Source organism: Streptococcus parasuis, assembly GCF_021654455.1.
Classification (GTDB): Bacteria; Bacillota; Bacilli; order Lactobacillales; family Streptococcaceae; genus Streptococcus; species Streptococcus parasuis.
Genome location: NZ_AP024276.1, coordinates 1,281,134 through 1,304,307, shown reverse-complemented (window position 1 = coordinate 1,304,307; position 23,174 = coordinate 1,281,134). Strand labels below are relative to the sequence as shown.

25 protein-coding genes are annotated in these 23,174 nt (G+C 39.4%); 24 read left to right on the top strand and 1 reads right to left on the bottom strand.

The annotated features are described in order from the left end of the window. Nucleotides 1–100 precede the first annotated feature (100 nt). The gene (locus L6410_RS06550; protein WP_237395153.1) at nucleotides 101–850 is read left to right on the top strand and encodes a hypothetical protein; all 750 of its coding nucleotides are present in this window, start codon (nucleotides 101–103) and stop codon (nucleotides 848–850) included. 43 nt (nucleotides 851–893) lie between these two features. On the opposite strand, the gene L6410_RS06545 is transcribed toward L6410_RS06550, so the two are convergent. After that, entirely contained in the window at nucleotides 894–1,487 is a 594-nt protein-coding gene (locus tag L6410_RS06545; RefSeq protein WP_237395152.1) for a DUF1361 domain-containing protein, read from the bottom strand. 156 nt (nucleotides 1,488–1,643) lie between these two features. On the opposite strand from L6410_RS06545, the gene metG reads away from it, so the two are divergent. The 23 genes from metG (at nucleotide 1,644) to L6410_RS06430 (ending at nucleotide 23,170) form a co-directional block, all read left to right on the top strand. Next, the gene (gene metG, locus L6410_RS06540) at nucleotides 1,644–3,647 is read left to right on the top strand and encodes a methionine--tRNA ligase (RefSeq protein ID WP_237395151.1); all 2,004 of its coding nucleotides are present in this window, start codon (nucleotides 1,644–1,646) and stop codon (nucleotides 3,645–3,647) included. 60 nt (nucleotides 3,648–3,707) lie between these two features. Then, nucleotides 3,708–4,646: a competence protein CoiA gene (locus L6410_RS06535; protein WP_237395150.1), complete on the top strand. Its 939-nt coding sequence runs from the start codon at nucleotides 3,708–3,710 to the stop codon at nucleotides 4,644–4,646. A gap of 72 nt (nucleotides 4,647–4,718) precedes the next feature. After that, nucleotides 4,719–6,521 carry an oligoendopeptidase F gene (gene pepF / locus L6410_RS06530; RefSeq protein WP_237395149.1) on the top strand — a complete coding sequence of 601 codons (1,803 nt, stop codon included), beginning with the start codon at nucleotides 4,719–4,721 and terminating at the stop codon, nucleotides 6,519–6,521. A 1-nt stretch (nucleotide 6,522) separates the two neighbouring features. Then, nucleotides 6,523–6,966 (top strand): hypothetical protein, encoded by a 444-nt coding sequence (locus L6410_RS06525; protein WP_237395148.1) that lies wholly within the window; start codon nucleotides 6,523–6,525, stop codon nucleotides 6,964–6,966. Nucleotides 6,967–6,978: 12 nt separating this feature from the next. Further along, entirely contained in the window at nucleotides 6,979–7,530 is a 552-nt protein-coding gene (locus L6410_RS06520) for a DUF6630 family protein (RefSeq protein ID WP_237395147.1), read from the top strand. Between the two features lie 69 nt (nucleotides 7,531–7,599). Continuing rightward, complete coding sequence (locus L6410_RS06515) at nucleotides 7,600–8,316, top strand: O-methyltransferase (protein ID WP_237395146.1); 717 nt, start codon at nucleotides 7,600–7,602, stop codon at nucleotides 8,314–8,316. 98 nt (nucleotides 8,317–8,414) lie between these two features. Further along, the gene (locus tag L6410_RS06510; RefSeq protein WP_237395145.1) at nucleotides 8,415–9,770 is read left to right on the top strand and encodes an ISLre2 family transposase; all 1,356 of its coding nucleotides are present in this window, start codon (nucleotides 8,415–8,417) and stop codon (nucleotides 9,768–9,770) included. 117 nt (nucleotides 9,771–9,887) lie between these two features. Continuing rightward, entirely contained in the window at nucleotides 9,888–10,874 is a 987-nt protein-coding gene (gene prsA, locus L6410_RS06505) for a peptidylprolyl isomerase PrsA (RefSeq protein ID WP_237395144.1), read from the top strand. Between the two features lie 265 nt (nucleotides 10,875–11,139). Further along, nucleotides 11,140–11,628 (top strand): LURP-one-related/scramblase family protein, encoded by a 489-nt coding sequence (locus tag L6410_RS06500; RefSeq protein ID WP_105126200.1) that lies wholly within the window; start codon nucleotides 11,140–11,142, stop codon nucleotides 11,626–11,628. 300 nt (nucleotides 11,629–11,928) lie between these two features. Then, a complete protein-coding gene (gene alaS, locus L6410_RS06495) occupies nucleotides 11,929–14,547 on the top strand; it encodes an alanine--tRNA ligase (RefSeq protein WP_172041041.1) in 2,619 nt (872 codons plus the stop codon). Between the two features lie 87 nt (nucleotides 14,548–14,634). Further along, entirely contained in the window at nucleotides 14,635–15,465 is an 831-nt protein-coding gene (locus L6410_RS06490; protein ID WP_237395143.1) for a glycosyltransferase family 8 protein, read from the top strand. Between the two features lie 243 nt (nucleotides 15,466–15,708). Continuing rightward, nucleotides 15,709–16,638 (top strand): carbohydrate kinase family protein, encoded by a 930-nt coding sequence (locus tag L6410_RS06485; RefSeq protein WP_237396728.1) that lies wholly within the window; start codon nucleotides 15,709–15,711, stop codon nucleotides 16,636–16,638. Nucleotides 16,639–16,865: 227 nt separating this feature from the next. After that, complete coding sequence (locus tag L6410_RS06480; protein ID WP_237395142.1) at nucleotides 16,866–18,038, top strand: IS110 family RNA-guided transposase; 1,173 nt, start codon at nucleotides 16,866–16,868, stop codon at nucleotides 18,036–18,038. 428 nt (nucleotides 18,039–18,466) lie between these two features. After that, complete coding sequence (locus L6410_RS06475; protein WP_237395141.1) at nucleotides 18,467–18,649, top strand: hypothetical protein; 183 nt, start codon at nucleotides 18,467–18,469, stop codon at nucleotides 18,647–18,649. Nucleotides 18,650–18,672: 23 nt separating this feature from the next. Then, nucleotides 18,673–18,888 carry a hypothetical protein gene (locus L6410_RS06470; RefSeq protein WP_237395140.1) on the top strand — a complete coding sequence of 72 codons (216 nt, stop codon included), beginning with the start codon at nucleotides 18,673–18,675 and terminating at the stop codon, nucleotides 18,886–18,888. Between the two features lie 225 nt (nucleotides 18,889–19,113). Next, nucleotides 19,114–19,341, top strand: coding sequence for a hypothetical protein (locus L6410_RS06465; RefSeq protein WP_237395139.1), 228 nt, complete (start codon nucleotides 19,114–19,116; stop codon nucleotides 19,339–19,341). Further along, complete coding sequence (locus L6410_RS06460) at nucleotides 19,316–19,882, top strand: DUF3267 domain-containing protein (protein WP_237395138.1); 567 nt, start codon at nucleotides 19,316–19,318, stop codon at nucleotides 19,880–19,882. Before L6410_RS06465 ends, L6410_RS06460 begins: the two co-directional genes overlap by 26 nt. 12 nt (nucleotides 19,883–19,894) lie before the next feature. Further along, the gene (locus L6410_RS06455) at nucleotides 19,895–20,110 is read left to right on the top strand and encodes a helix-turn-helix transcriptional regulator (protein ID WP_004299042.1); all 216 of its coding nucleotides are present in this window, start codon (nucleotides 19,895–19,897) and stop codon (nucleotides 20,108–20,110) included. Continuing rightward, nucleotides 20,107–20,865, top strand: a complete 759-nt coding sequence (locus L6410_RS06450; protein ID WP_237395137.1) for a DUF3169 family protein — start codon at nucleotides 20,107–20,109, stop codon at nucleotides 20,863–20,865. Before L6410_RS06455 ends, L6410_RS06450 begins: the two co-directional genes overlap by 4 nt. 31 nt (nucleotides 20,866–20,896) lie before the next feature. After that, a complete protein-coding gene (locus L6410_RS06445; RefSeq protein ID WP_237395136.1) occupies nucleotides 20,897–21,406 on the top strand; it encodes a DUF3278 domain-containing protein in 510 nt (169 codons plus the stop codon). A gap of 31 nt (nucleotides 21,407–21,437) precedes the next feature. Continuing rightward, complete coding sequence (locus L6410_RS06440) at nucleotides 21,438–21,611, top strand: hypothetical protein (protein ID WP_237395135.1); 174 nt, start codon at nucleotides 21,438–21,440, stop codon at nucleotides 21,609–21,611. 25 nt (nucleotides 21,612–21,636) lie between these two features. Beyond that, nucleotides 21,637–22,308, top strand: a complete 672-nt coding sequence (locus tag L6410_RS06435) for a CPBP family intramembrane glutamic endopeptidase (RefSeq protein WP_237395134.1) — start codon at nucleotides 21,637–21,639, stop codon at nucleotides 22,306–22,308. A gap of 187 nt (nucleotides 22,309–22,495) precedes the next feature. Beyond that, on the top strand, nucleotides 22,496–23,170 hold the full coding sequence (locus L6410_RS06430; RefSeq protein ID WP_237395133.1) for a CPBP family intramembrane glutamic endopeptidase: 675 nt from the start codon (nucleotides 22,496–22,498) through the stop codon (nucleotides 23,168–23,170). Nucleotides 23,171–23,174: the final 4 nt, after the last annotated feature.

The following is a 23,174-nucleotide window of genomic DNA, read 5'->3' as shown; positions in this document are numbered from 1 at the left end:
AAAGAAGTTCACAGATTATCTTCAGATAATTTTGAGTGGTGTGGCAAATTTTTTTATCTTATCAAACTAGACAAACCCAAAGTGTATTGGAGGCAAGTCAATGAGCTATCGAAATTTAAAATCAAGTGATCGGTCCTTCATTTATGGACAAACGAACCGTTTGATAAATCAAATGAATAAAAATGCTGAATACTTGGGGACTGTCCAAGCATACGAAGCAGCTAAATCGAGAATGAACGAGGCCTATTTGGCTATGGAACTTGAAGATGACCCAGAAAAAAAGCTTCGTTTGGCTAAATTAGTTGAAAAATATACTGCTCAAGCCCAGACTATCTTAGATAATTGGGAAGATGAGAATTGCAGAGCAGAAAAAGTAACTAGAAATGTGAAGTTTATCTTGTGGCTTGTTTTGTTGGTCACAGTTAGTTTTCTATTTCCTGTAAATATTTTGATTTTCATTCTCTTTGCTTTCTGGTTCTATCGCAATTATTTTAGCCCCAAAAGAAAGTGTCGGTTATATCAAACTGTCAAAGTTCAATCGGAAATGACAGATGAGGAAACTTATGAAGACTGGCTAACAAAAAGAATAGTGGAGCTTAACAAGGACAAGCGCGATTGGATTGAAGACATACTTTCAAGGTATGGAGACTTGGATGAGGTTGCGTCAGGTCTGAGACAAATCAGTGAAATCGATAAAGAAGCTGGTAGAAAGATTCTTAACCGTTATCGAAATATGTTATCAGATATTGAAAAGCTTCCAGATTCGGATCAGAAAAACTATTATTTGGATTTTCATCAAGAAATAATTTCTGATTTGGAGGACATTTTTCCACAACTTCATATCGAATAAAGTAAAACGGAAGCAGCTGTTCAAAACTGTTTCCGTTTTTTCTTTATTCATCAATCGCGAAGACCAGGACCATAATTTGGATAAATGTAAATCCTAAAATAAATGGCAGTGCTGCCCATGAAATAACATCGATCATTTCATTGACAACGACTGTTGGTCGAGTAAAAATGTCCCAGGAATTCAGTCGAGCATAGCGACCAATATGGATTGCAAAACTAGAGAGAAAGGACAGGCCGCCAATTAGGACTAGGCGGAGCCAATAGGATTTGATGGCAAAAGCGGAGAAGATAAGTCTTAAACTTTCCACACCGCTCATGACCCCAAAGAAAATACTTGGGACATAAAGCATAAATAGAATCATACTTTCTCGTTGCCATAGAACTGTGTTGGCAAAGTGCATATGAACAATATCTGTCACCATGTAAAATGTGTTTGGATAAAAGAAAAGCCAAAGGACAGCGGTGATGAATTTGATGAATCCATTTTTAGAAAAATGGGTCAGAATAGCAAAATCTAATGAAACCAAGGCCAAAAACATATTCCAAGTTAAATCAGGTGCCTTGATACCGTAACGATAGAGTCCAGTAGCAATAACAAGGAAGAATAGGTGGATAAGACAATTTTTCTTAGTAAACATAGCATACCTCTTTCTATTCGGATTACAGTATAGTATAGCATAGATGGAAGAAGAATAACAATGAGAACCATTTTGTGATTTAGCTGAAAATATGATAAAATGAAGTATTGTCAATAACAGGGTTTCATTTGCTCTGAATTTGAAAGGAAAAAAAGCATGACAAAAACACCGTTTTATATCACTACACCGATTTATTATCCGTCTGGAAAACTTCATATCGGTTCAGCTTACACGACCATTGCCTGTGATGTATTGGCTCGTTACAAACGCCTTATGGGGCATGATGTCTATTATTTAACAGGTCTTGATGAGCACGGTCAAAAGATTGAGGAGAAGGCAAAAGAGGCTGGATTAACTCCACAAGCTTATGTAGATGGCATGGCGGTCGGAGTGAAAGAACTTTGGAAACTTCTTGATATTTCATATGATAAGTTTATTCGCACAACAGACGATTACCATGAACAAGTGGTGGCAGATGTTTTTGAAAAATTGCTAGCGCAAGATGATATTTACTTGGGTGAATATTCCGGTTGGTACTCTGTATCAGACGAGGAATTCTTCACTGAAAGCCAATTGGCAGAGGTATTCCGTGATGAAAATGGTAAGGTAACAGGTGGGATTGCTCCAAGTGGACATGAGGTTGCTTGGGTATCAGAAGAGTCCTACTTCCTCCGCCTCAGCAAATATCAAGATAAATTGGTTGAATTCTTCAATGCTCACCCAGACTTTATCCAACCTGATGGTCGAATGAATGAAATCATGAAAAACTTCATCGAGCCAGGCTTGGAAGATTTGGCAGTATCCCGTACATCCTTTACATGGGGAGTACCTGTTCCGTCTAATCCAAAACACGTTGTTTACGTATGGATAGATGCTCTGCTTAACTATGCGACAGCCTTGGGCTATGGTCAGGAAGAAACAGCCAACTATGACAAGTTCTGGAATGGAACTGTTTACCACATGGTTGGAAAAGACATTCTTCGCTTCCATTCCATTTACTGGCCAATCATGCTCATGATGTTGGATATGAAGTTGCCAGACCGCTTGGTTGCTCATGGCTGGTTTGTCATGAAAGATGGCAAGATGTCCAAGTCTAAGGGCAATGTGGTCTATCCAGAAATGCTGGTCGAACGTTTCGGCTTGGATCCACTTCGTTACTACCTCATGCGTAGTCTGCCAGTTGGCTCTGACGGCACCTTCACACCAGAAGATTACGTTGGTCGTATTAACTACGAACTGGCCAACGACCTTGGAAACTTGCTCAACCGTACGGTTGCTATGATTAACAAGTATTTCGGCGGTCAGGTACCAACCTTTGTTGCTAACGTGACTGATTTTGATGCGGACTTGGCGGCAGTAGTAGCTGACAACTTGGCAAGCTACCACAAGTATATGGAAGCTGTTGACTATCCACGCGCTTTGGAAGCTGTTTGGAATATCATCTCCCGTACCAACAAGTACATCGATGAAACTGCACCTTGGGTCTTGGCTAAGGACGAAGCGGACCGTGACAAGTTGGCAGCAGTCATGGCTCACTTAACAGCAGGTCTTCGTGTGGTGGCTCACCTCATTCAGCCATTTATGATGACCACTTCAAATGCTATTATGGAACAACTTGGTTTGGGAACAGAATTTGACCTTGAAAATCTCGACTTTGCAGGTCTTCCAGCAGGTTTGACCGTAGTCGCAAAAGGCACGCCTATCTTCCCACGTCTGGATATGGAAGAGGAAATCGCCTATATCCAAGCCCAAATGGGTGGCAGCTCTGCTATTTCCCAAGAGGAAGAAAAAGAGTGGAACCCAGCTGACGTGGAACTCAAAAACGAAAAAGCTGCGATCAAGTTCGAGGACTTCGACAAGGTGGAAATCCGCGTGGCCGAAGTCAAGGAAGTAGCCAAAGTGGAGGGTTCTGACAAGCTGCTCAAATTCCGCCTGGACGCAGGTGATGGCGAAGACCGCCAAATCTTGTCTGGTATCGCCAAGTACTATCCAAATGAGCAAGAGTTGGTCGGCAAGAAAGTCCAAATCGTTGCCAACCTCAAGCCACGTAAGATGATGGGCTTGCTCAGCCAGGGCATGATCCTATCAGCCGAACACGACGGCAACTTAACCCTCTTAACAGTCGACCCATCTGTGCCAAACGGCAGTCAGATTGGGTAAATTCACAACACTCAGCACAGCTGGGTGTTTTTTTGCGAACTAATAAAGAAAGGAGGTTTTATGTTAGTTGCACTTGATGAAGATGGACAAGTTTTTAATGTCTTGGAAAATCCTGCGCCGCAAGGTCGCTATTCTTGTCCAGGTTGTGGAGGCCTGGTTCGATACAAATCCGGAAAAGTTCTGCGTTCGCACTTTGCCCATGTCACCCTGCGGGACTGCCACTATTTTTCCGAGAATGAGTCTGCACAGCATCTGTCCCTCAAGTCTTGTCTGTACAGGTGGTTAGTCAATGCTGAACGAGTTGAACTTGAAAAATGCCTGCCTAGTATAGGTCAGATAGCGGACTTATTTGTCAATGATCGTTTAGTCTTGGAAGTCCAATGTTCTAGTCTGCCGATTTCTCGTTTGCAGCTGAGGACGCAAGCCTATCGTGAGGCTGGTTATCAGGTTCTTTGGTTGCTTGGTAAGGATTTGTGGCTCAAGGAACGACTGACTAATTTGCACAAGCAATTTCTCTCTTTTAGTATGAATATGGGGTTTCACCTCTGGGAATTGGATGACGAGAAAAAAGAATTGCGGCTCCGTTACCTTATTCATGAAGACTTACGAGGTAAGGTCCACTGTCTGACAAAGGTTTTTCCATTTGGCGAGGGAAATTTATTAGACATCTTGCGTCTGCCCTTTGCAAAGCAAATTCTATCTAGCATGACTTGTCCAATGGATGAAGATTTGCCTCACTACATTGCACAACAGCTTTATTTCAAATCTCCCAAATGGCTCGCCCTGCAAGCAGAGGCTTATGGACGTGGAGAAAATCTACTGACCAAGACAGCATTAGACTGGTTTCCCCACATCCGACTGCCCCGCTCTGCCATTGGCTTTGCCCAGATACAAGTAAATTTGAACTCGGTTTACCAGGACTTTGATAGCTATTATATTAGGGTTAAAGACAAGAGAAATCAAGTCCTTTATCCACCGGTTATTTACCTTAAAAAATAATGCAACCGTTCTCACTTCCCGTTGGAAAGTGGGGCATTTTTATGTTAAAATATGAAATACGGAGGATTTATTATGTCTAAACAACGTCAAGAAATTGAAGAAAAATACCAGTGGGATTTGACCACTATTTTTCCAACCGATGAAGCTTGGGAAGAAGAATTAGCTTCATTACAAGCAGAAACAGAAGCGACAAAGGATTTTGCTGGCCACTTGCTTGATTCGGCTAAAAGTCTCTTAGATATTAGTGAAACACAACTCGGTCTCATGCGTCGCATTGAAAAACTCTATGTCTATGCGTCTATGAAGAACGACCAAGATACGCGTGAAGGCAAATACCAGGAATTTCAGGCTAAAGCCATGGGCTTGTATTCGGTCTTTTCACAGGCTTTTGCCTTCTATGAGCCTGAATTTATGGCCATTACTGAGGAGCAGTTGAAAGCATTCATGGATGAAGAGCCAACCTTGGTGCAGTACAGCCATCAATTTGAAAAACTCTTAGCAGCTAAGGACCACGTTTTGTCACAAGAAATTGAAGAAGTATTGGCAGCTACGAGTGAGATTTTCGAATCTCCAGCTGAAACCTTCTCTGTTTTGGATAATGCAAGTATCCTATTCCCTGAAATTGCGGATGAAGAGGGACATTTGGTACCACTTTCTCACGGTAACTATATCCACTTTATGGAGTCTAAAAACCGCGACGTCCGTCAAGAAGCATATGAGGCCATGTACGGAACCTATGAGCAGTTCCAGCATACCTACGCTAAGACTCTGCAGTCTAATGTTAAGGTCAATAACCTGAAAGCACGTTTACGGAAGTACGACTCAGCCCGTCACGCATCACTTGCAGCCAATTTTATTCCAGAATCTGTTTACGATATATTAGTGGAGGCAGTCAACAAGCACCTCCCGCTCTTGCACCGTTATATCAATTTGCGTAAGAAACTCTTGGGTATTGATGACTTGAAGATGTACGATATGTACACACCATTGTCAGATTTTAGCACCAAGATTTCCTATGAAGATGCACTCAAGAAATGCCAAGAAACCTTGGAAATTTTTGGTGAGGATTATTCGGCTATTGTGAAGGAAGCCTTCGAAAATCGTTGGATTGACGTCCATGTCAATGAAGGAAAACGCTCAGGAGCATATTCAGGTGGTGCCTACGACACCAACGCCTTCATGCTTCTCAACTGGCAGGATAATTTGGATAATATGTACACCCTTATCCATGAAACAGGGCATTCTCTTCACTCTATGTTGACTCGTAAGACTCAACCCTATGTCTATGGTCATTATTCACTTTTCTTAGCTGAAATTGCGTCAACAACCAATGAAAATCTTTTGACAGAAAAACTCTTGGCAGAAGTAGAAGATGACAAGGAACGCTTTGCTATTCTTAACCATTACCTAGATGGTTTCCGTGGCACAGTCTTCCGTCAGACACAATTTGCCGAGTTTGAACAAGCTATCTATAAGGCAGACCAGGAAGGTCAAGTCTTGACGGCTGATTTCCTAAATGAATTGTACGGTCAGACAAACGAGAAATACTACGGACTTTCTGCAGAAGAAAATCCAGAAATCCAGTTTGAGTGGGCTCGCATTCCACACTTCTATTACAATTTCTATGTCTATCAATATGCGACAGGTTTTGCGGCAGCATCAGCTCTTGCAAACAAGATTGTCAATGGTAGTCCAGAAGACAAAGAAAACTATCTCAACTACTTAAAGGCTGGTAGCTCAGATTATTCCCTCAACGTCATTGCAAAAGCAGGTGTAGATATGACCAAGGAAGACTATCTTAATGATGCTTTCAAAGTTTTTGAAGTTCGTTTGGAAGAATTAGAAGCTCTCGTTGAGAAAGGTGTGCACCTCTAATATGATTTCCTATAAACGTTCGATTGTCATTCCCAGTGTGATTAGCCTTGTTCTAATCTTGCTGGGTCTTGGTGGTTTGACCAGACCTGAGCCATCTATGGGAAGTGTCGTCTATTTGATATTCTTACAACCTTTGCTGGTTTATTTATATATATTGAGAAAGCAAAAAGCTGTTTTTATCTTGACAAATCAGTACCTAGAATTTCAAGAACACTTTTGGAGTGAACGCAAGCGCCATTCGTTAGAAGAGATTGCGGAGATTCGATACATAGTTTCTCTTGTCTATCGTGGCTATCAGTCGAAACGTCTGCGAATTATAGGAAATAAGGGAGCACTACTTGCAGTCGTCAATTTGAATAAGCTTGATGGTGCAGATTTTAATGATATATACCATTTTGTAGAGCAAGTAGCACCGTATATAAAATGGGACTTTTCAAATTCATAAAGTGGAGGTACTATGTTAACGGAAGAACTGCTACAGGATATTTTTGAACTGGCGGACCTCATGTCAAATGGAGATCGAGAACTGTTTATTACATTAAGGGAAGTTGTTTTTGCGACTGATCCAAATAAAATTCTCGATGATATGGAACGCATTTTGGATCCGATAACCTTTGATCAATTTATTGCTAAGGTCGGTGAGTCGGAAAAAGAAAATCTTTGGTTAATTTTGATGACCTTGTTGGAAAATGGGGAGTATATTTGTGTAAGAAATCATAACGAACAACTGACTGATTTTATCCATCACTTCGATCGACTTCAACATGTTCGATCAGCAGGTATATCCCTAGCTTTAGATTCTGATGGGCTTGTACCAACAGCAACTATTCCAGAGTGGGCAGCAGTGATTGATCGTAAATATGGTAATGAAGGTTATTGTCTTGGCGCTGTGGATATAAATTCGGATTCGTATGTTTTATTCTTCAATCAAAGAACTCAATTTGAACGCATTCAAGAGTTAGCGCAAAATGTGGGATACACTATTAAATTGGCCGAACAATTGTCATGAAAGCAGGGAAACCTGCTTTTTGATTGATTTGAGAACAAAATTGTCCTAGTCTATGATATAATTGACTTTATGGTTGAATCTTACTCAAAAAATGCAAACCACAATATGCGCCGTCCTGTCGTTAAGGAAGAAATTGTGGACTTTATGCGAACACGTCAGGCGCAAAATACAGGGTTTTTGAAAGAACTGGAAGAGTTTGCTCGTCAAGAAAATATTCCAATTATTCCACATGAAACAGTTGCTTTCTTTCGGATTTTGATGCAAACCTTGCAGCCTCAAGAAATATTAGAAATTGGGACAGCTATTGGTTTTTCAGCACTATTAATGGCTGAGAACAGTCCAAAATCACACGTTACAACCATCGATCGAAATGAAGAAATGATTGGTTTTGCTAAGGAGAACTTTGCAAAATACGACTACCGTCAGCAGATTGATTTACTTGAAGGGGAAGCAATGGATTTGTTACCAACTCTCCCTGATGATACCTATGACTTTGTCTTCATGGACTCTGCTAAGTCTAAATACATTGTCTTTTTACCTGAAGTATTGAAAAAGGTAAAAGTTGGTGGTTTGATTGTTCTTGATGATATTTTTCAGGGTGGTGATATCGCAAAGGACATTAAGGAAGTTCGTAGAGGACAACGAACCATCTACAGGGGTCTACAACGCTTGTTTCAGGCAACCTTAAATCATCCAGATTTGACTGCTAGTTTGGTTTCAATGAGCGATGGATTACTGATGATTCGTAAGAATAGTGCTAATATTACCCTTGAAATAGAAGGTTAGTGTAAAATAATTCTCGGAAAAACGTTTACAGGTTTTCAAAACAAAAAAAGTCCTATATCCTAGGAAATGCGTAAATAACCTAGAAGGATATAGAACCTATGACTATTGTAACAGAGATTTGTGAAATTTTAAAGAGGAGTGTTCATTTGGCTGATTTTGACAAGGGTGTCATGCAGTTGATGAGCCAAGTGATGACGGACTCAGTGACAGAAGCCTTGGAGCGTTTGGATAGGGACATCATTCAGCCTTATTTGGTGGATGGTTGGGAGATAGATCGCTTAGAAGAGCGACAGTTTACCTTTCTGTTTGGTAAGGTGAGTTTTCATCGTCGTCGATTGCGAAAAGCAGGGCAGAAGAGTTTTCTCCCTTTGGATAAGGCAATTGGTTTGAATCCCAGGGAACGGTATAGCCCTAATTTTAACGAGAAACTCAGCCTTTTAACAACAGGGATGACCTTCCGTCAGGCCTCTACGAGCTTGGAGCTATTGACGGACATTAAAATGAGTCATCAAGGGATTCACAATCTGGTTCAACGGGTTGGTGAGAAGCTATTAGCCAGTCAAGTTGAGCCTGAAGAGACTGAGTTGAGACGCCCGGAATTTCTCTTTATAGAAGGTGATGGCGTCTGGATTGGCAGTCAAGACAAAGGCAAACACTTGGAGTTGAAACGAGGCTACATTCATGAAGGTGTGAGCCGAACTGGTAAGCGTGGGGAGCTGATTAACCCGGTTTATTTCGGCTGTTTTGGGAGTAGTAAGGATTTGTTTACCCAAATGAGCGACTATCTGCAGACGCATTATGACCTGAGACATACGGTGATTATTGCCAATAGTGACGGTGGTTCCGGCTATGAAGCCAGTAAGTTTGAAGGCATACTTGGGCGTTACAAGAGCTTTGATTACTGTCTTGATTCCTACCACGTCATGAAGCACGTTACAGGCAAGCTAGGTTTTGATAAGGGCTTGTTAGAAGCGGTTCGGATGAGTGTGAAGGCTTATGATTGTGAGCAATTGACCTTGATTTTTGACACGGCAGAATCTGTTTTAGAAGATGAAAAACAGCTTGAAAAGCTCTTAGCTGTCAAGTCTTATTTGACCAACAATTGGAAGGCAATTAAGCCCCTAAAATTGCGTAATTTGGGCATTAGCGACGGTGTTGGAACCTGTGAAGGCGGACACCGCTATTACAGCTATCGCATTAAGAAACAAGGACAAAACTGGCGAAAACAAGGAGCGAGTCATTTGGTTGCCATTATGACAGCCCAGAAGAATGGGACTTTTGAAGCATTGTATCGTAGCTCTAGCCCACATCAAGCCTTTAGTGATGACCTTGTCATCAGTATGCGACAAGTGCTCAAAAAGCTACAGCACGAGCCACATAGAGTACCTCGGGCAAGTATTACTTTGAACGGTGCCACCAGCACTCCAATTGGTCAACTCAAGAAATGGATCTAGGACTTTGAGAAACTTTCCGAGAGAAACTTGACACAAACAAATAGAAGAAATTTAAGAAATTTTAAAGCTTTTGTGTTATAATATAGAGGTTATTGAATTAAAGGAGACAGTTTTTCAATGAAGAAAACTAAAAAATTTCTTGCAGGAGCGGTAACTTTATTGGCTGCTGCAACTTTAGCAGCATGTTCATCAAGTGCCGATAAAGATATCATTACTATGAAAGGTAATACTATTTCTGTTTCAGAATTTTATGACCAAGTGAAATACAATTCTCAAGCACAACAAATATTGCTTTCCATGATTATTAGTGATGTTTTTGAAAAAGAATACGGTGATAAAGTTTCTGCTCAAGAAGTAGATGATGCATATAACGATATGGCAGAGCAGTATGGTGACTCTTTTGCCTCTGCACTTGCATCAGCTGGTTTGACTGAGGAGACATATAAAGATCAAATCCGTACAAACAAATTGGTTGAATACGCAGTTAAGAAAGCTGCAGAAAAAGAGTTAACAGATGATGCATATAAGACTGCTTATGAAGCTTATACACCAGAAGTAACTGCTCGTATTATCAAGTTAGATGATGAGACTAAAGCAAAAGAAGTACTTGCATCTGCACAAGCAGAGGGCGCAGATTTTGCTCAATTAGCGAAAGACAATTCTACGGATACTGATACAAAAGATGATGGTGGAAAAATTACATTTGACTCAGCTTCAACGACTGTTCCAACTGAAGTTCAAACTGCAATCTTTGCATTGGATGCTGGTCAAGTCGGTGCATCAGTTGTATCCGTTTTGGATACATCAACATATACTACAAGCTACTATGTTGTAAAATTAGAGTCTAAGACTGAGAAATCTGATAACTGGGAAGATTACAAAGACAAATTGAAAGAAATCATTCTTGCTGAAAAACAAGCAGATTCTACTTTTATTTCTAACGTCATTAAGACTGCGCTCCAAGACGCGAATGTGAAAGTAAAAGACTCAGCATTCCAAAACTTGTTGTCACAATACATCACAACTGAAGTAAGTAGTTCATCTACTGAATCTTCAACAGAATCGTCATCATCAACGACTGAATCTAGTTCATCTGGTGAATAATGAACAACATATATTAAGATTAAATACTTGACACCTTAGTTCAGAAAATTGGCGGTTGTTGCGAGCCATCTAAGCCAAGTATTTTGCTACTTAATACTACAATTGAATAGTGGAACCTGGACTCACAGTTTAGCCAATCTTTCTCATGAGAAATGCTTTACTGCTGAATACTGGTTCTTAAATGAGAATGACAAGTCATTGAATGAAGGTGGTACCGCGGTTCTTCGCCCTTCGTTTGATTTCTTGTTATTTTTTTGAGGTGATTATGAAACAATTTCTAGTGAAACAACGGTTTACGTTTGGCGGTGAAAAATTTGATATCCAAGATAATTTTGGACAATTGTCCTATCAAGTTAAAGGAAGTTTTTTAGAAATTCCGAAACGATTTACTGTCACCAATGACCAAGGTATTGAAATTTGTCAGATTACGAAAAAAGTATTTTCTTTCCTGCCTCAATTTACTATTGACATGGCTGATGGTCATTCTTTCTATTTACAAAAGAAATTGACATTTTTTAAAGACCGGTATACGGTCGAAAATTTAGGTTTGCTTTTAGAAGGCAATATTTGGGACCTTGATTTTCGTTTGAGGACTCCGGATGGTCAACTAGTTGCTGAAATTTCCAAAGAACTTTTTCATTTAACTTCCCATTATTCTGTAACGGTTGTAGATAATGATTATGCTGATTTAGTTATTTCTTTAGTAGTTGCCATTGACTATGTGGAAATGATGGAAGCTGCATCTAGTTCTTAATAGTTTATCACTGAAAGTTTTTCTAAAAACAAGCAATCTATTGGTGTCGGTTCCTGTTCCCTGGAACCATATGTGTTTTGAAAACAAATTGAAATTTTTAACAAAGGAATGGTTTGGTTAGGTTATTTTCGAATAAAAGCCAAGCTAAAAACAAATGAAAGGAAACGTTCAATTTAGATAATTTTCTGAATTGAACGCGAGCTAAAAGCGTCGAGAAATCATAGACAGCTTAGTGCGCTGGCGCACAGCGTTGGTCTTCTATTTTCTTCTCGCTTTCTTAACGCTCTTGGTATCTTAATTATGCATCAATTATCTTCTGCTCAAATCCGTCAAATGTGGTTGGATTTCTGGAAATCTAAGGGGCACGCGGTTGAGCCTTCTGCAAATCTTGTTCCGGTGAATGATCCGACTTTGCTTTGGATTAACTCTGGTGTGGCAACTCTTAAAAAGTATTTTGATGGTTCTGTGATTCCCGATAACCCACGTATCACTAACGCTCAAAAATCAATTCGTACCAACGATATCGAAAATGTTGGTAAAACTGCTCGTCACCATACTATGTTTGAAATGCTTGGGAATTTCTCTATTGGAGATTATTTCCGTGATGAAGCAATTGAATGGGGTTTTGAATTGCTAACTAGCCCGGAATGGTTTGGTTTTCCCAAAGAAAAATTGTACATGACATATTATCCAGATGATAAAGATTCATATAATCGTTGGATTGCACTTGGTGTGGAACCAAGTCACTTGATTCCACTGGAAGACAATTTCTGGGAAATTGGTGCTGGCCCTTCTGGTCCAGATACAGAAATCTTCTTTGACCGTGGTACTGAATTTGACCCTGAGAATATCGGTGTTCGTCTTTTGGAAGAAGATATTGAAAATGACCGTTACATCGAGATTTGGAATATTGTACTGTCACAATTTAACGCTGATCCAGCAGTTCCTCGTTCAGAATATAAAGAATTACCTAATAAAAATATTGATACGGGTGCAGGTTTAGAACGTTTAGCAGCTATTTTCCAAGGAGCTAAAACAAACTTTGAGACTGACCTCTTCTTGCCTATTATTCGTGAAGTTGAAAAACTATCTGGTAAAACATACGATCCAGATGGTGATAACATGAGTTTCAAAGTAATTGCGGACCATATTCGTGCTCTTTCATTTGCCATTGGAGATGGTGCTCTCCCTGGTAATGAGGGACGTGGCTACGTTCTCCGTCGTCTTCTCCGTCGTGCTTCAATGCATGGTCAACGTTTGGGGATTTCTGGACCATTTTTATATAAGTTAGTTGAAATTGTGGGTCACATTATGGAGAGCTACTATCCTGAAGTACTTGAAAAACGTGACTTTATTGAAAAGATTGTGAAACGCGAGGAAGAGACTTTTGCCCGTACCATTGATGCTGGTAGTGGTCACTTAGATCAATTATTGGCTCAGTTAAAAGAGGCAGGGAAGGATACACTTGAAGGTAAGGATATCTTTAAACTGTATGATACATATGGTTTCCCAGTGGAGTTAACTGAAGAATTGGCTGAAGATGCAGGATATAAAATTGACCACGAAGGTTTTAAAGCTGCGATGAAAGAGCAACAAGATCGTGCGCGTGCAGCAGTTGTCAAAGGTGGTTCAATGGGAATGCAAAATGAAACATTGGCTGGAATTACAGAATCTTCAACTTTTGTATACGGGCAAACCAAGCTTGACGCGACATTATCTGTGATCATTGCAGAAAATGAGCGTACAGAAGCAGTTTCAGAAGGTCAAGCATTATTAGTATTCAATCAAACGCCGTTTTATGCAGAGATGGGTGGTCAGGTAGCCGATCATGGTGTTGTTAAAAATGCCACTGGCGATATTGTTGCGACTGTCCTTGATGTTCAAAAAGCACCAAACGGGCAACCATTGCATAAGGTTGAGCTTCATGCTAGCATTTCACTTGGTCAGGTGTATACACTTGAGCTTGATACAAATCGTCGCAATGGTGTAGAGAAGAACCATACCGCAACTCACTTGCTCCATGCAGCTCTTCACAATATCATTGGTGAACACGCAACACAGGCTGGTTCCTTGAATGAGCAAGACTTCCTACGCTTTGACTTCACTCACTTTGAAGCAGTTACGGCAGAAGAACTTCGTCGCATTGAAGAAGAAGTCAATGAACAAATCTGGAATGCTATTCCTGTTGTGACAGTAGAGACTGATATTGATACTGCTAAAGAAATGGGAGCTATGGCACTCTTTGGAGAAAAATATGGTAAAGAAGTTCGAGTTGTTACAATTGGTGATTATTCTATCGAACTTTGTGGTGGTACACATGTTAGCAATACGTCTGAAATCGGTATCTTCAAGATTTTAAAAGAAGAGGGTATTGGATCAGGTACTCGCCGTATCATCGCAGTAACTGGCCGTGAAGCCTTCTTTGCCTATCGTGACCAAGAAGATGCTTTGAAAGAAGTAGCGGTGACTATCAAATCCCCACAAATCAAGGAAGTACCAAACAAGGTTGCAAGTCTTCAAGAACAAGTTCGTGAATTGCAAAAAGAAAATGCTTCTCTGAAAGAAAAAGCAGCCGCAGCTGCAGCTGGTGATGTATTCAAAGATGTGAAAGAAGCTAACGGAGTGCGCTTTATTGCCAGCCAAGTGCAAGTTTCGGATGCGGGTGCTCTCCGTACATTTGCGGACAACTGGAAACAAAAAGACTACTCAGATGTATTGGTGCTGGTCGCTTCTATCGGTGACAAGGTCAATGTCCTTGTAGCTAGCAAATCAAGTAATGTACATGCTGGTAATCTTATCAAAGTTCTTGCGCCTATCGTAGCAGGTCGTGGTGGTGGTAAGCCAGACATGGCCATGGCAGGTGGTAGTGATGCTTCTGCAATCCAAACACTCTTAAACAGTGTAGCTGAAAACCTATAATGTCTTATGCCAAGCTCCATTGGGAGTTTGGTTTTTTCAATGGCTTGTGATACAATGGAGGAAATCCATCAACAAAAGGGAAAAGATATGAATTTATTATTTGTAATCGATGATGCTTATGTTGAACAGCTTAAAGTAGTCTTATACTCCATCGTTCAACAGATGCCAAAACAGGCGTTTCAGGTGTTCTTAATGCAGCAGGTTCTTTTGAAAAAGCACTCTGAAATCAAGCGTTTTGTGGAGAAGCTGGGAATGACTTATCATCCAATCGTGGTCGGAGAGGATGCTTTTGCAAGTGCTCCTACAACAGACCGGTATCCTCAAACCATTTATTACCGTCTTCTTGCACATGAATTTTTACCAGAAGAAGTGGATAAAGTCCTTTATTTAGATGCGGATTTGATTTGCCTAAATAGTTTTAGGGAGCTTTATGAGATGGAGATGGGGGAGCAGTACTATGTGGCGGCTAGTCATAATGAAGATGGTAAGCTTCTAGATTATGTTAATAAGCTTCGACTGAATAATTTTGAAATGGATTCTTCTTACTTCAATACAGGTGTTCTATTGATGAACTTAAAAGTTATTCGTTCCCATGTGAAACGAGAGGATATTTTAAACTTTATCAAAAATAATCGTAATCGATTGATTTTACCTGATCAGGATGTACTGAATGGTCTTTATGCGGACAAGGTGATCGCGATTCCAGATGAAGTTTACAACTATGATGCACGCTACAGTTTGATTTATCAAACAAAAAGTCAGGGAAAGTGGGACTTGAATTGGGTGATTGACCAGACAGTTTTCTTACATTTTGCTGGTCGAGATAAGCCATGGAAGCGAAATTATTTAGGACGTTACTCTGGTCTTTACAAATTTATGTCCAGTTTGACACGTAAGTTTGAAGAGACTCTCTCCTAAATGTGAATTGGTTAAACCTAGAAATTTGTTGAATTAGACAAGCGGGAGTAGCAAGCCACACGTCAGGCAGAAATAGTTCACTGAACCCTGACTGTAAAAGCCAATCAACCCACTGCGCTGAAGTATTGACATGAACTCTGAGAAGTGGCCTTGGTCTTGAGACCAGCCTCATACGTCGAAGTAAATAAATATAGTTAAAATGACTTCATTCTGGATGAATGATTTTAGATACGGGAGAGAATGATGGGAAAATGTTTGGTCATAGGATCAACAGTCTGTGATGTAATGATATATTTGGATCAATTACCGGGTCGTCAAGGAGATGCACACATAAGAAAACAAGTTATGTCTCTTGGTGGTTGTGCATTTAATGTTGTTACTATTCTCCACCAGCTCGGGGTAGATTATGATTTTATTTCACCAGTTGGCTCAGGTCTTTATGGAACATTCGTTAAAAGTGAATTAAAGAAACTGGGTATTGAAACGTCAATTGCTTTAGATGGAGAAAATGGCTGTTGCTATTGTTTTGTAGAGTCAGATGGTGAACGAACATTTTTATCGCATCATGGAGTAGAATATCGTTTTGATCCCTCTTGGTTGGAAGGACTTGATTTATCCTCTTATGAATATATCTATGTCTGTGGATTAGAATTGGAAGAGGAAACGGGCCAGCTATTGGTCGATAGTTTGACAGATTGCCCGACTCCCATTATCTTTGCGCCTGGACCGCGGGGAAATAAAATTCCTTCTGAAAGAATGCAACAGTTACTGGATTTATCTCCAATCTTGCATGTCAATGAGCAGGAATCAATTGATTTAACTCAAGATGTAGATGTTGAGAAGGCTACAATACAGCTTTTTAATCGGACTGGCCGAGCAGTGATTGTGACCAGAGGAAAAAATGGGGCGATTGCTTTTGATGGGGGTTGGCATAAAGTGGCTAGTTTTCCAGCAACTGTAAAAGATACGATTGGAGCAGGTGATAGTCATGTTGGAGCTTTGATGGCTGCACTGGCAATCGGAAAAAACCTAAAACAAGGCTTGAAATTTGCCAATCTTGTCTCTAGCTATATCGTTTCTCAGGAGGGAGTCCATCTTGAAGAGATACAGTATAAAGAATTAAAAGAGCGTTTGACGAATATAGGAGAATGGGAGTGGGAAAGACATCCATGATGGCTCCGCCCTCACCCACAGAATAATGAAAACGAACATAAAGCCCTCACTAGGTGTATAATCATAGTGAGGGCTTTGTGGTTGACGAGTTAATGATGTTAAACATCGAGGGAAAAACTGATCCACTCTACTGACGAGCACCCCAAAATATGCGATAGGCATGAGTATAAAAATACGACTAAAATTCGGTAGATAAGCTCTCTAATTTTTAGAAGGAGGGAATTATCATGGATGTTCTCTATCAATCTTGTGCAGGTATTGATGTCCATCAAGCCAATATTGTCGTTTGTATCCTACACGGATCTCTCACCTCAACTCGTCCAAAGCGTGAGATGGCTACATTTGATACAACGACTAAAGGCCTACGTACTTGCCACGATTTTCTCAGTCAATTTCATGTGGAAGCTGTTGGTATGGAAAGCACAGGTGTCTATTGGCGACCTGTCTGGCATGCTCTCTGTGATGACTTCGAGTTGATACTCGCACAACCAGCCCACATGAAGGCAATTCCAGGTCAGAAAACTGACAAGAAAGATGCTCTCTGGATTGCCAAATTAACACGGATTGGTCTACTACCTCGGAGTTTCGTTCCCGATGAAACCATTCAAGAATTGAGGGAGTTGACCAGACAACGAAAACATTATGTGGAAAGTCGTAATAAGGAGACCAATCGTATCCATAAAATTCTTCAGTCAGGTGGTATCAAGCTAACGACCTATATCGAAGATATTATGGGTGCTTCAGGTCGTAATCTCCTTCAACTACTGATTGACAAGACGCCTATCACGCCTCGCATTGTTCATCAATCAGTTTATACAAGCTTGAAGAAGGAGGTACCTCAACTTCTTAATGCTATGGATGGTTATTTCTCTGACCATCATGGCTTCATGTTAAAGCAATCCTTAGAGCTTCATGATTTTTATCAGAAGCAGATTGAAATATTGGAGGACCGAATTAATGACTATCTATCACAATACGAGAAGCAGGTAGAAATTCTGGATTCTATCCCAGGTATTGATGTCATTACAGCCTCTGTCATTATCTCTGAAGTTGGAGCTGACATGAGTCAATTTCCAACTGCTGGACATCTAGCCTCTTGGGCAGGACTCTGTCCAGGTAACAATGAGAGTGCTGGTAAGAAACGAAGTACCAAGATTCGACATGGTAATTCATATCTAAAGAAATGTTTATGCCAGGCCGCTTTCGCTATCAAAAGACAAAAAGGAAGTCCTCTAGCTGAACGATTTTATCAGATTCAAAGTCGACGTGGTTCACAAAAAGCAACAATCGCCCTCGCACATCAATTATTAAAAATAGCTTATATTCTCTTAAAAGAGCAGATAACGTATCCTGAATTTTTAGCACAGAAAAAGACTACTAGGGACGAGCTAGTAGCCTAACATAAAAAATTTTTTCGCTTTGATTATATCATAGGGAGGGAGTTTTTGCATTCTTTTGAGTTTTCGTATAAGAACTCGACCAAGATAAAAAGAGTTCGTCTTCCCACCCCCGCACAGTTGATTAGGCCAGATTTGGAGTGCAAAACACGAACAAATCTGCCAATCAACCACTGCGCTGAGATGTTGACACGAACTCTGAGTAGTGGTCCTGGGCTTTTTGCCTAGCTTTTTTTTATTTTTTACGAATAACTAGATAGAACGATGACAAGGTTTTATTACATTCTGACTATCATCATAAACTTTTTGACGAAAATTATTATTTTTTTGACAAAGATACTTGTCAAAAAGAAAAAGAAGTGTTACAATGATATCAAGATAAAGTGATGGAAACGAATTCATCAATCAAAAAAATAAAGAAGGAAAATATTATGAAAAAGATCAATACTATTCCCATGGCTCAATTTGTACATGTATCTGCAATTGCTTATCTAGTTTTTGTCCTACTATCAGATATTTTTAAATGGCAACAACTGGATCATACTCAAGTGACCCTTGCCATTTGTCTTATTGTAATGACAACTGATATTTTTGAAAAAAAGCAAAAGAAATAGAAGTGTAGCAGGAGAACAGTAATATGGAGAAATGGAAAGAATTTTGTAAGGGTGTCTATTTTGGTTTATTAGTAATTGGGTTGTTTATCTTCCTACTGAATGACTTCTATTGGTTGATGAAGGAGCCGTCTTATCTAGTTGACTTCAAACGATACCTTTCTATCGCTGTTGGATCAGTTATTATTCCATTTTTTATAAAGGTTGGTTTTGATTTAGAGAAAAAATTCCAAAACAACTAGATGATGTATGGGAGGGCAGATATGAATATCAATAATAAGAAAAAACTCTTAACACAGGTACAAGTGTTGCAGGGTGAGTCCAGTTTGCCTTCTTATTCTCTATACTCTATTCTTTCGTTCGGAATCTCATATTCGGTTATGAATAGAGTATGATACTTCTTTTGATATTGACGAGGCCTTTGTTGATTATGGATTTGGCTATCGGCTAAGAAAGGGAGAAGAAAAATGAACAAGACAGTAAAAAATGGTATGAAAGTAGTGCTATTGTTTCTCGTGCTCTTCTTGATAAATATTTTGGTGTTTAAAGTTTTATCTCTGCTAGGCTTTGAGATGAGTTTGACTGAGAGGAGTTATCTATTTCCTCCATTGCTGGCGACATTTGTGACAGCTCTGCTATTTTACAAAATGAAATCAAAGGGGAAGAAAAATGGAAGCAAAAAAGAAATTATTTGAAGTCAATATCATGGAAAATAAGAAGTTTGTTTGGGGATTGAATATTCTTGCTGTGGCACTCATCTTTCCATTTGCCTTCGTATTTGGAATGATAGGTAGTTGGTTGATAGCTAAAGGTTCACAATACTCGGAACTGGCCGTATCAGAGGTATGGTTGCTTTTCCCTCTCTATATTCTTTTAATAGTTGTACATGAGGCTATCCACGGCATCTTTTTTAAAATTTTTTGCCCTGAAAATCCTGTCAAATACGGGTTTAAATGGAAATCGGGCATGGCCTATGCGACCAGTCCAGGTTCGCTCTACAATCGGATGCAAATGCTAGTAATCAGCTTGGCTCCCTTTGTTGTGATTAGTTTGGGCTTGACCATGTTAGCAGGATTTGGGATGATGAATACCACTCTTTACTTCATGGTAGCAACCATGCATGCGGCCTCTTGTGCAGGCGATTTCTACTATACTTATCTTTTATTGGTCAAGTTTGCCAAGGAAAATATAGCTGTCGAAGACACAGAAACAGGCTTGATTATCTACCAAGCTTAGAAAGGAAACGTCATGGAATATGTCTTAAAAAATCGGCTCAAGGAATTGCGAGCCAGAGATAGTCTCAATCAGACAGAGCTAGCAAAGTTAGCAGAAGTATCACGGCAGACCATTAGCTTGATTGAACGGGGCGAATATACGCCCTCGGTGGTCATTGCCATGCGCATAGCACAAATTTTTAATGAAAATGTGGAAAATGTCTTTCAATTAGTGGAGGTAGAAGAATGAAACAGGGGAAACAGATTACAACAAAACAAAGATGGATAAGGAATATTTCTTATTTGCTTATTTCAGCCATTTGTGGTGGTTTTGTGGGCTTCTTTGGAGTGCTAAATGAAAAATTTGGCCTACCGTCATTTCTAAACTTTGATAATGTTATGATTTTTTTACGATTCGTTACTTTTGTAATTTTCGTTGGAACTGTATACTTTGGTCTTAAAGCTAATCAAAATTATAAACTTTATCATTCCATTTCAGATGAGGATGAAGAACATGTTGACAAACTATATAAAAAAATGTATCGTAACCTAGAGTACGCGACCATTTCATTCAATGTAGCTGTATCATTGACATTGTTAAATTTGGTTTTAGGATTCGGAGTCACTTTCTTAGAAGAGAGTGCGGTTATGTATGGGTCCATTCTTGACGTAGTTTTCTATGTTATCCTTCTCATCTCTCAGATTTTTATTGTGAAACTTACTCAGAAAATTCGTGATTATAAGTTGTCGGCTTTTGCTACGGTAAAAGAGATGAAAGACTTTGCTGAGGCAATGGACGAAGGTGAGAAGCAAGCCAACTACGAAATGAGTTTCCAGATTGTTTTTACTCTTAATCAAATTGTGTTACCAGGTTTGTATCTATTCCTATTTGTACTTAGCATGCTATTGCAGGAACGACAAATTACAGCATTTCTAGTTGTTGCCTTTCTTCACATTTACATCAATGTCATGCAGGTTCGCATGGTCCGTCGTTACTTTAAATAAGAATGTTGTGAAAGGTTTTTAGGTAATAGTTATGAAAAAGGAAAATGTACACATCAAAGCAATTCGTTATTTCTATGATATTGTTGGTGAGTTAGACGAGGTCTCTTATGCGACCTTGACCAATTTCGGCAACAATATGTATATGCTCTTTCTGATAGTGACACTGGGGGGCTTCCTAGTTAGCTTTGCGCTGGGAGAAGATGTCATGGGAATTTGCCTCTTCTTGACATTGGTTTATTCTCAATTCAAACAGGACGCCATTATCAAACAGTTGGGTCTGGATAAATTGATTGTTGCAAAGGGTGATGTGAAATTGGCTCGGAAGAAAATGATGAGACGAACTCTGTATCAAACCTTACAGATTGCCGTTTTGAGTTTGCTAGTCAGTAACGGCCTCTGGCAGTTACAAATCCCACAGGAAAGTGGTACAAGTGCAACAGAGTATTTCCAGTTTGTCACTCCTATGACAGTTGTCCTGTTGACCTTTATAGGATTTGTTAGCTTCTTTTTCGCCAATCGTAAGAAAATCAAACTTATTTAGTTTAAATGGCGGTTAGCACATGAAAGTGTTTATGAAAATTTATCTTGTCCTATTAATAGGCTTTGGTATGTACGCAGTTGGCTATATTTTCGGAGAATTGCTGGCGACTGGGCAGATTGATTTATCAACCCTGAATATCCTCTTGCCATTGGTTTTGGGCTTGCCTGCTCTGCTATTGATCAAAAAAGAAAGTAATGAAAACTGATTTAGTGTATGTGAAGGAGATTGCTATGAATAGACTTGGAAATGTGAGAAACTGGAATGTGGTTAAAAATTGGAAGTTTCTCTTAGTGGGATTGGCAGTCGTTGTACTAAATGTATTGAGCCAGATGGCGATGTTTGCCTTACCGAATTTTGATGGGAATAATTTACTGATTGCAGCAACCTTCTTGTTGGTCGCTATTGTTCTTGGTCTTATCTTAACGGGAAAATTAGGTCTATGGAAAGGTGAGCAGAAGTGGGGGATAGTTGCGAATATTGGTTTTATGGTACTTGCTTTTATCGTTATGCTTGGTCTGAAAATAATTGGTGGGCAATTGATAATGCTAGAAGAGGGTTATGGTCAAACGACTGCCAATCAGGAAGTCCTCAATCATTCAGGTTTGCCGACCTTACTTTTATTTATCTTTACAGTATTATTTGCTCCTGTTTTGGAGGAGCTGCTTTTCAGAGGGGTTCTCATGGGGAAAGTTTTTGGTAAAGATTCTATTGTTGGTCTGTTGCTATCAAGTTTTCTATTTGGTCTTATTCATGTACCGACCAATATCGGATCTTGGATTATTTATAGTGGCATGGGCCTAGTACTAGGGCTCGCCTATCAAATTTCTGGCAAATATACCAATGCACTCATCCTACATAGTTTCAACAATTTTTTCGGATTTTTGTTGATTCTACTGGAGTAAAGAGTTGGCTTAATTTAGGAGGGAAATATGGAGATGTTTCAATGGATAATCTTTGCTTATTTATTATTCAGTTACTTGTCAGTTAAAAAAGTGAAGCAGTTGCAAACTAAGGTGAAAAGTTGCAGAAAAATACTAAGGGAGAAAATCAGATGTCAGTTTTATTGAAAGAAAAGGAAGGGATGGTATCATGTTAAAATTTATCAAACACACTGCATTATTGTTTTTATTTTTTGTTGCTTATCAAATTATTACTGGATTTTTGATGGTAGGACCGACATTACAAGCTATTCCAGAATTTCCAGCTCAATTGATTGAGAATATGATTTGGGTTTGTGCGATTATTGGTATCGTACTCGGAATTGCATTTACAATTGTATTATGGAAATTTGTGTATTCTCGGCAGACCATTGACTATAGTGTATCTTCATCATGGTTTCATAAGATTTATTGGCCAATTTTACTTTATATTGTATTCTTCATCGTCCAACTTTTGGTGCCAGTATCTGAAAGTCAAAATCAAACTTTGGTCATCCAATTTGTATCTGCCTACCCTTTGGTTGCGTTTTTAGCAGTCGTAGTCTTTGCACCAATCTTAGAGGAGTTGATTTTTAGAGGTTTGTTGGCAACCTATTTCTTCCCCAAAATGGCTGATATGAAAACTGTGAGCTTGTATCTGATTGTAACAGGATGTTTGTTTAGTTTAGTCCATGTTCCAGCAACCATTCCACAGTTTTTGATTTATTTCACTATGGGTCTTAATCTTGGTTGGCTTTATCTAATTAGACGAGATATTCGTTATCCAATGGCGTTACATATGTTAAATAATGGGATTTCCTATTTGATGATACTATTTTTGGTATAAAAAA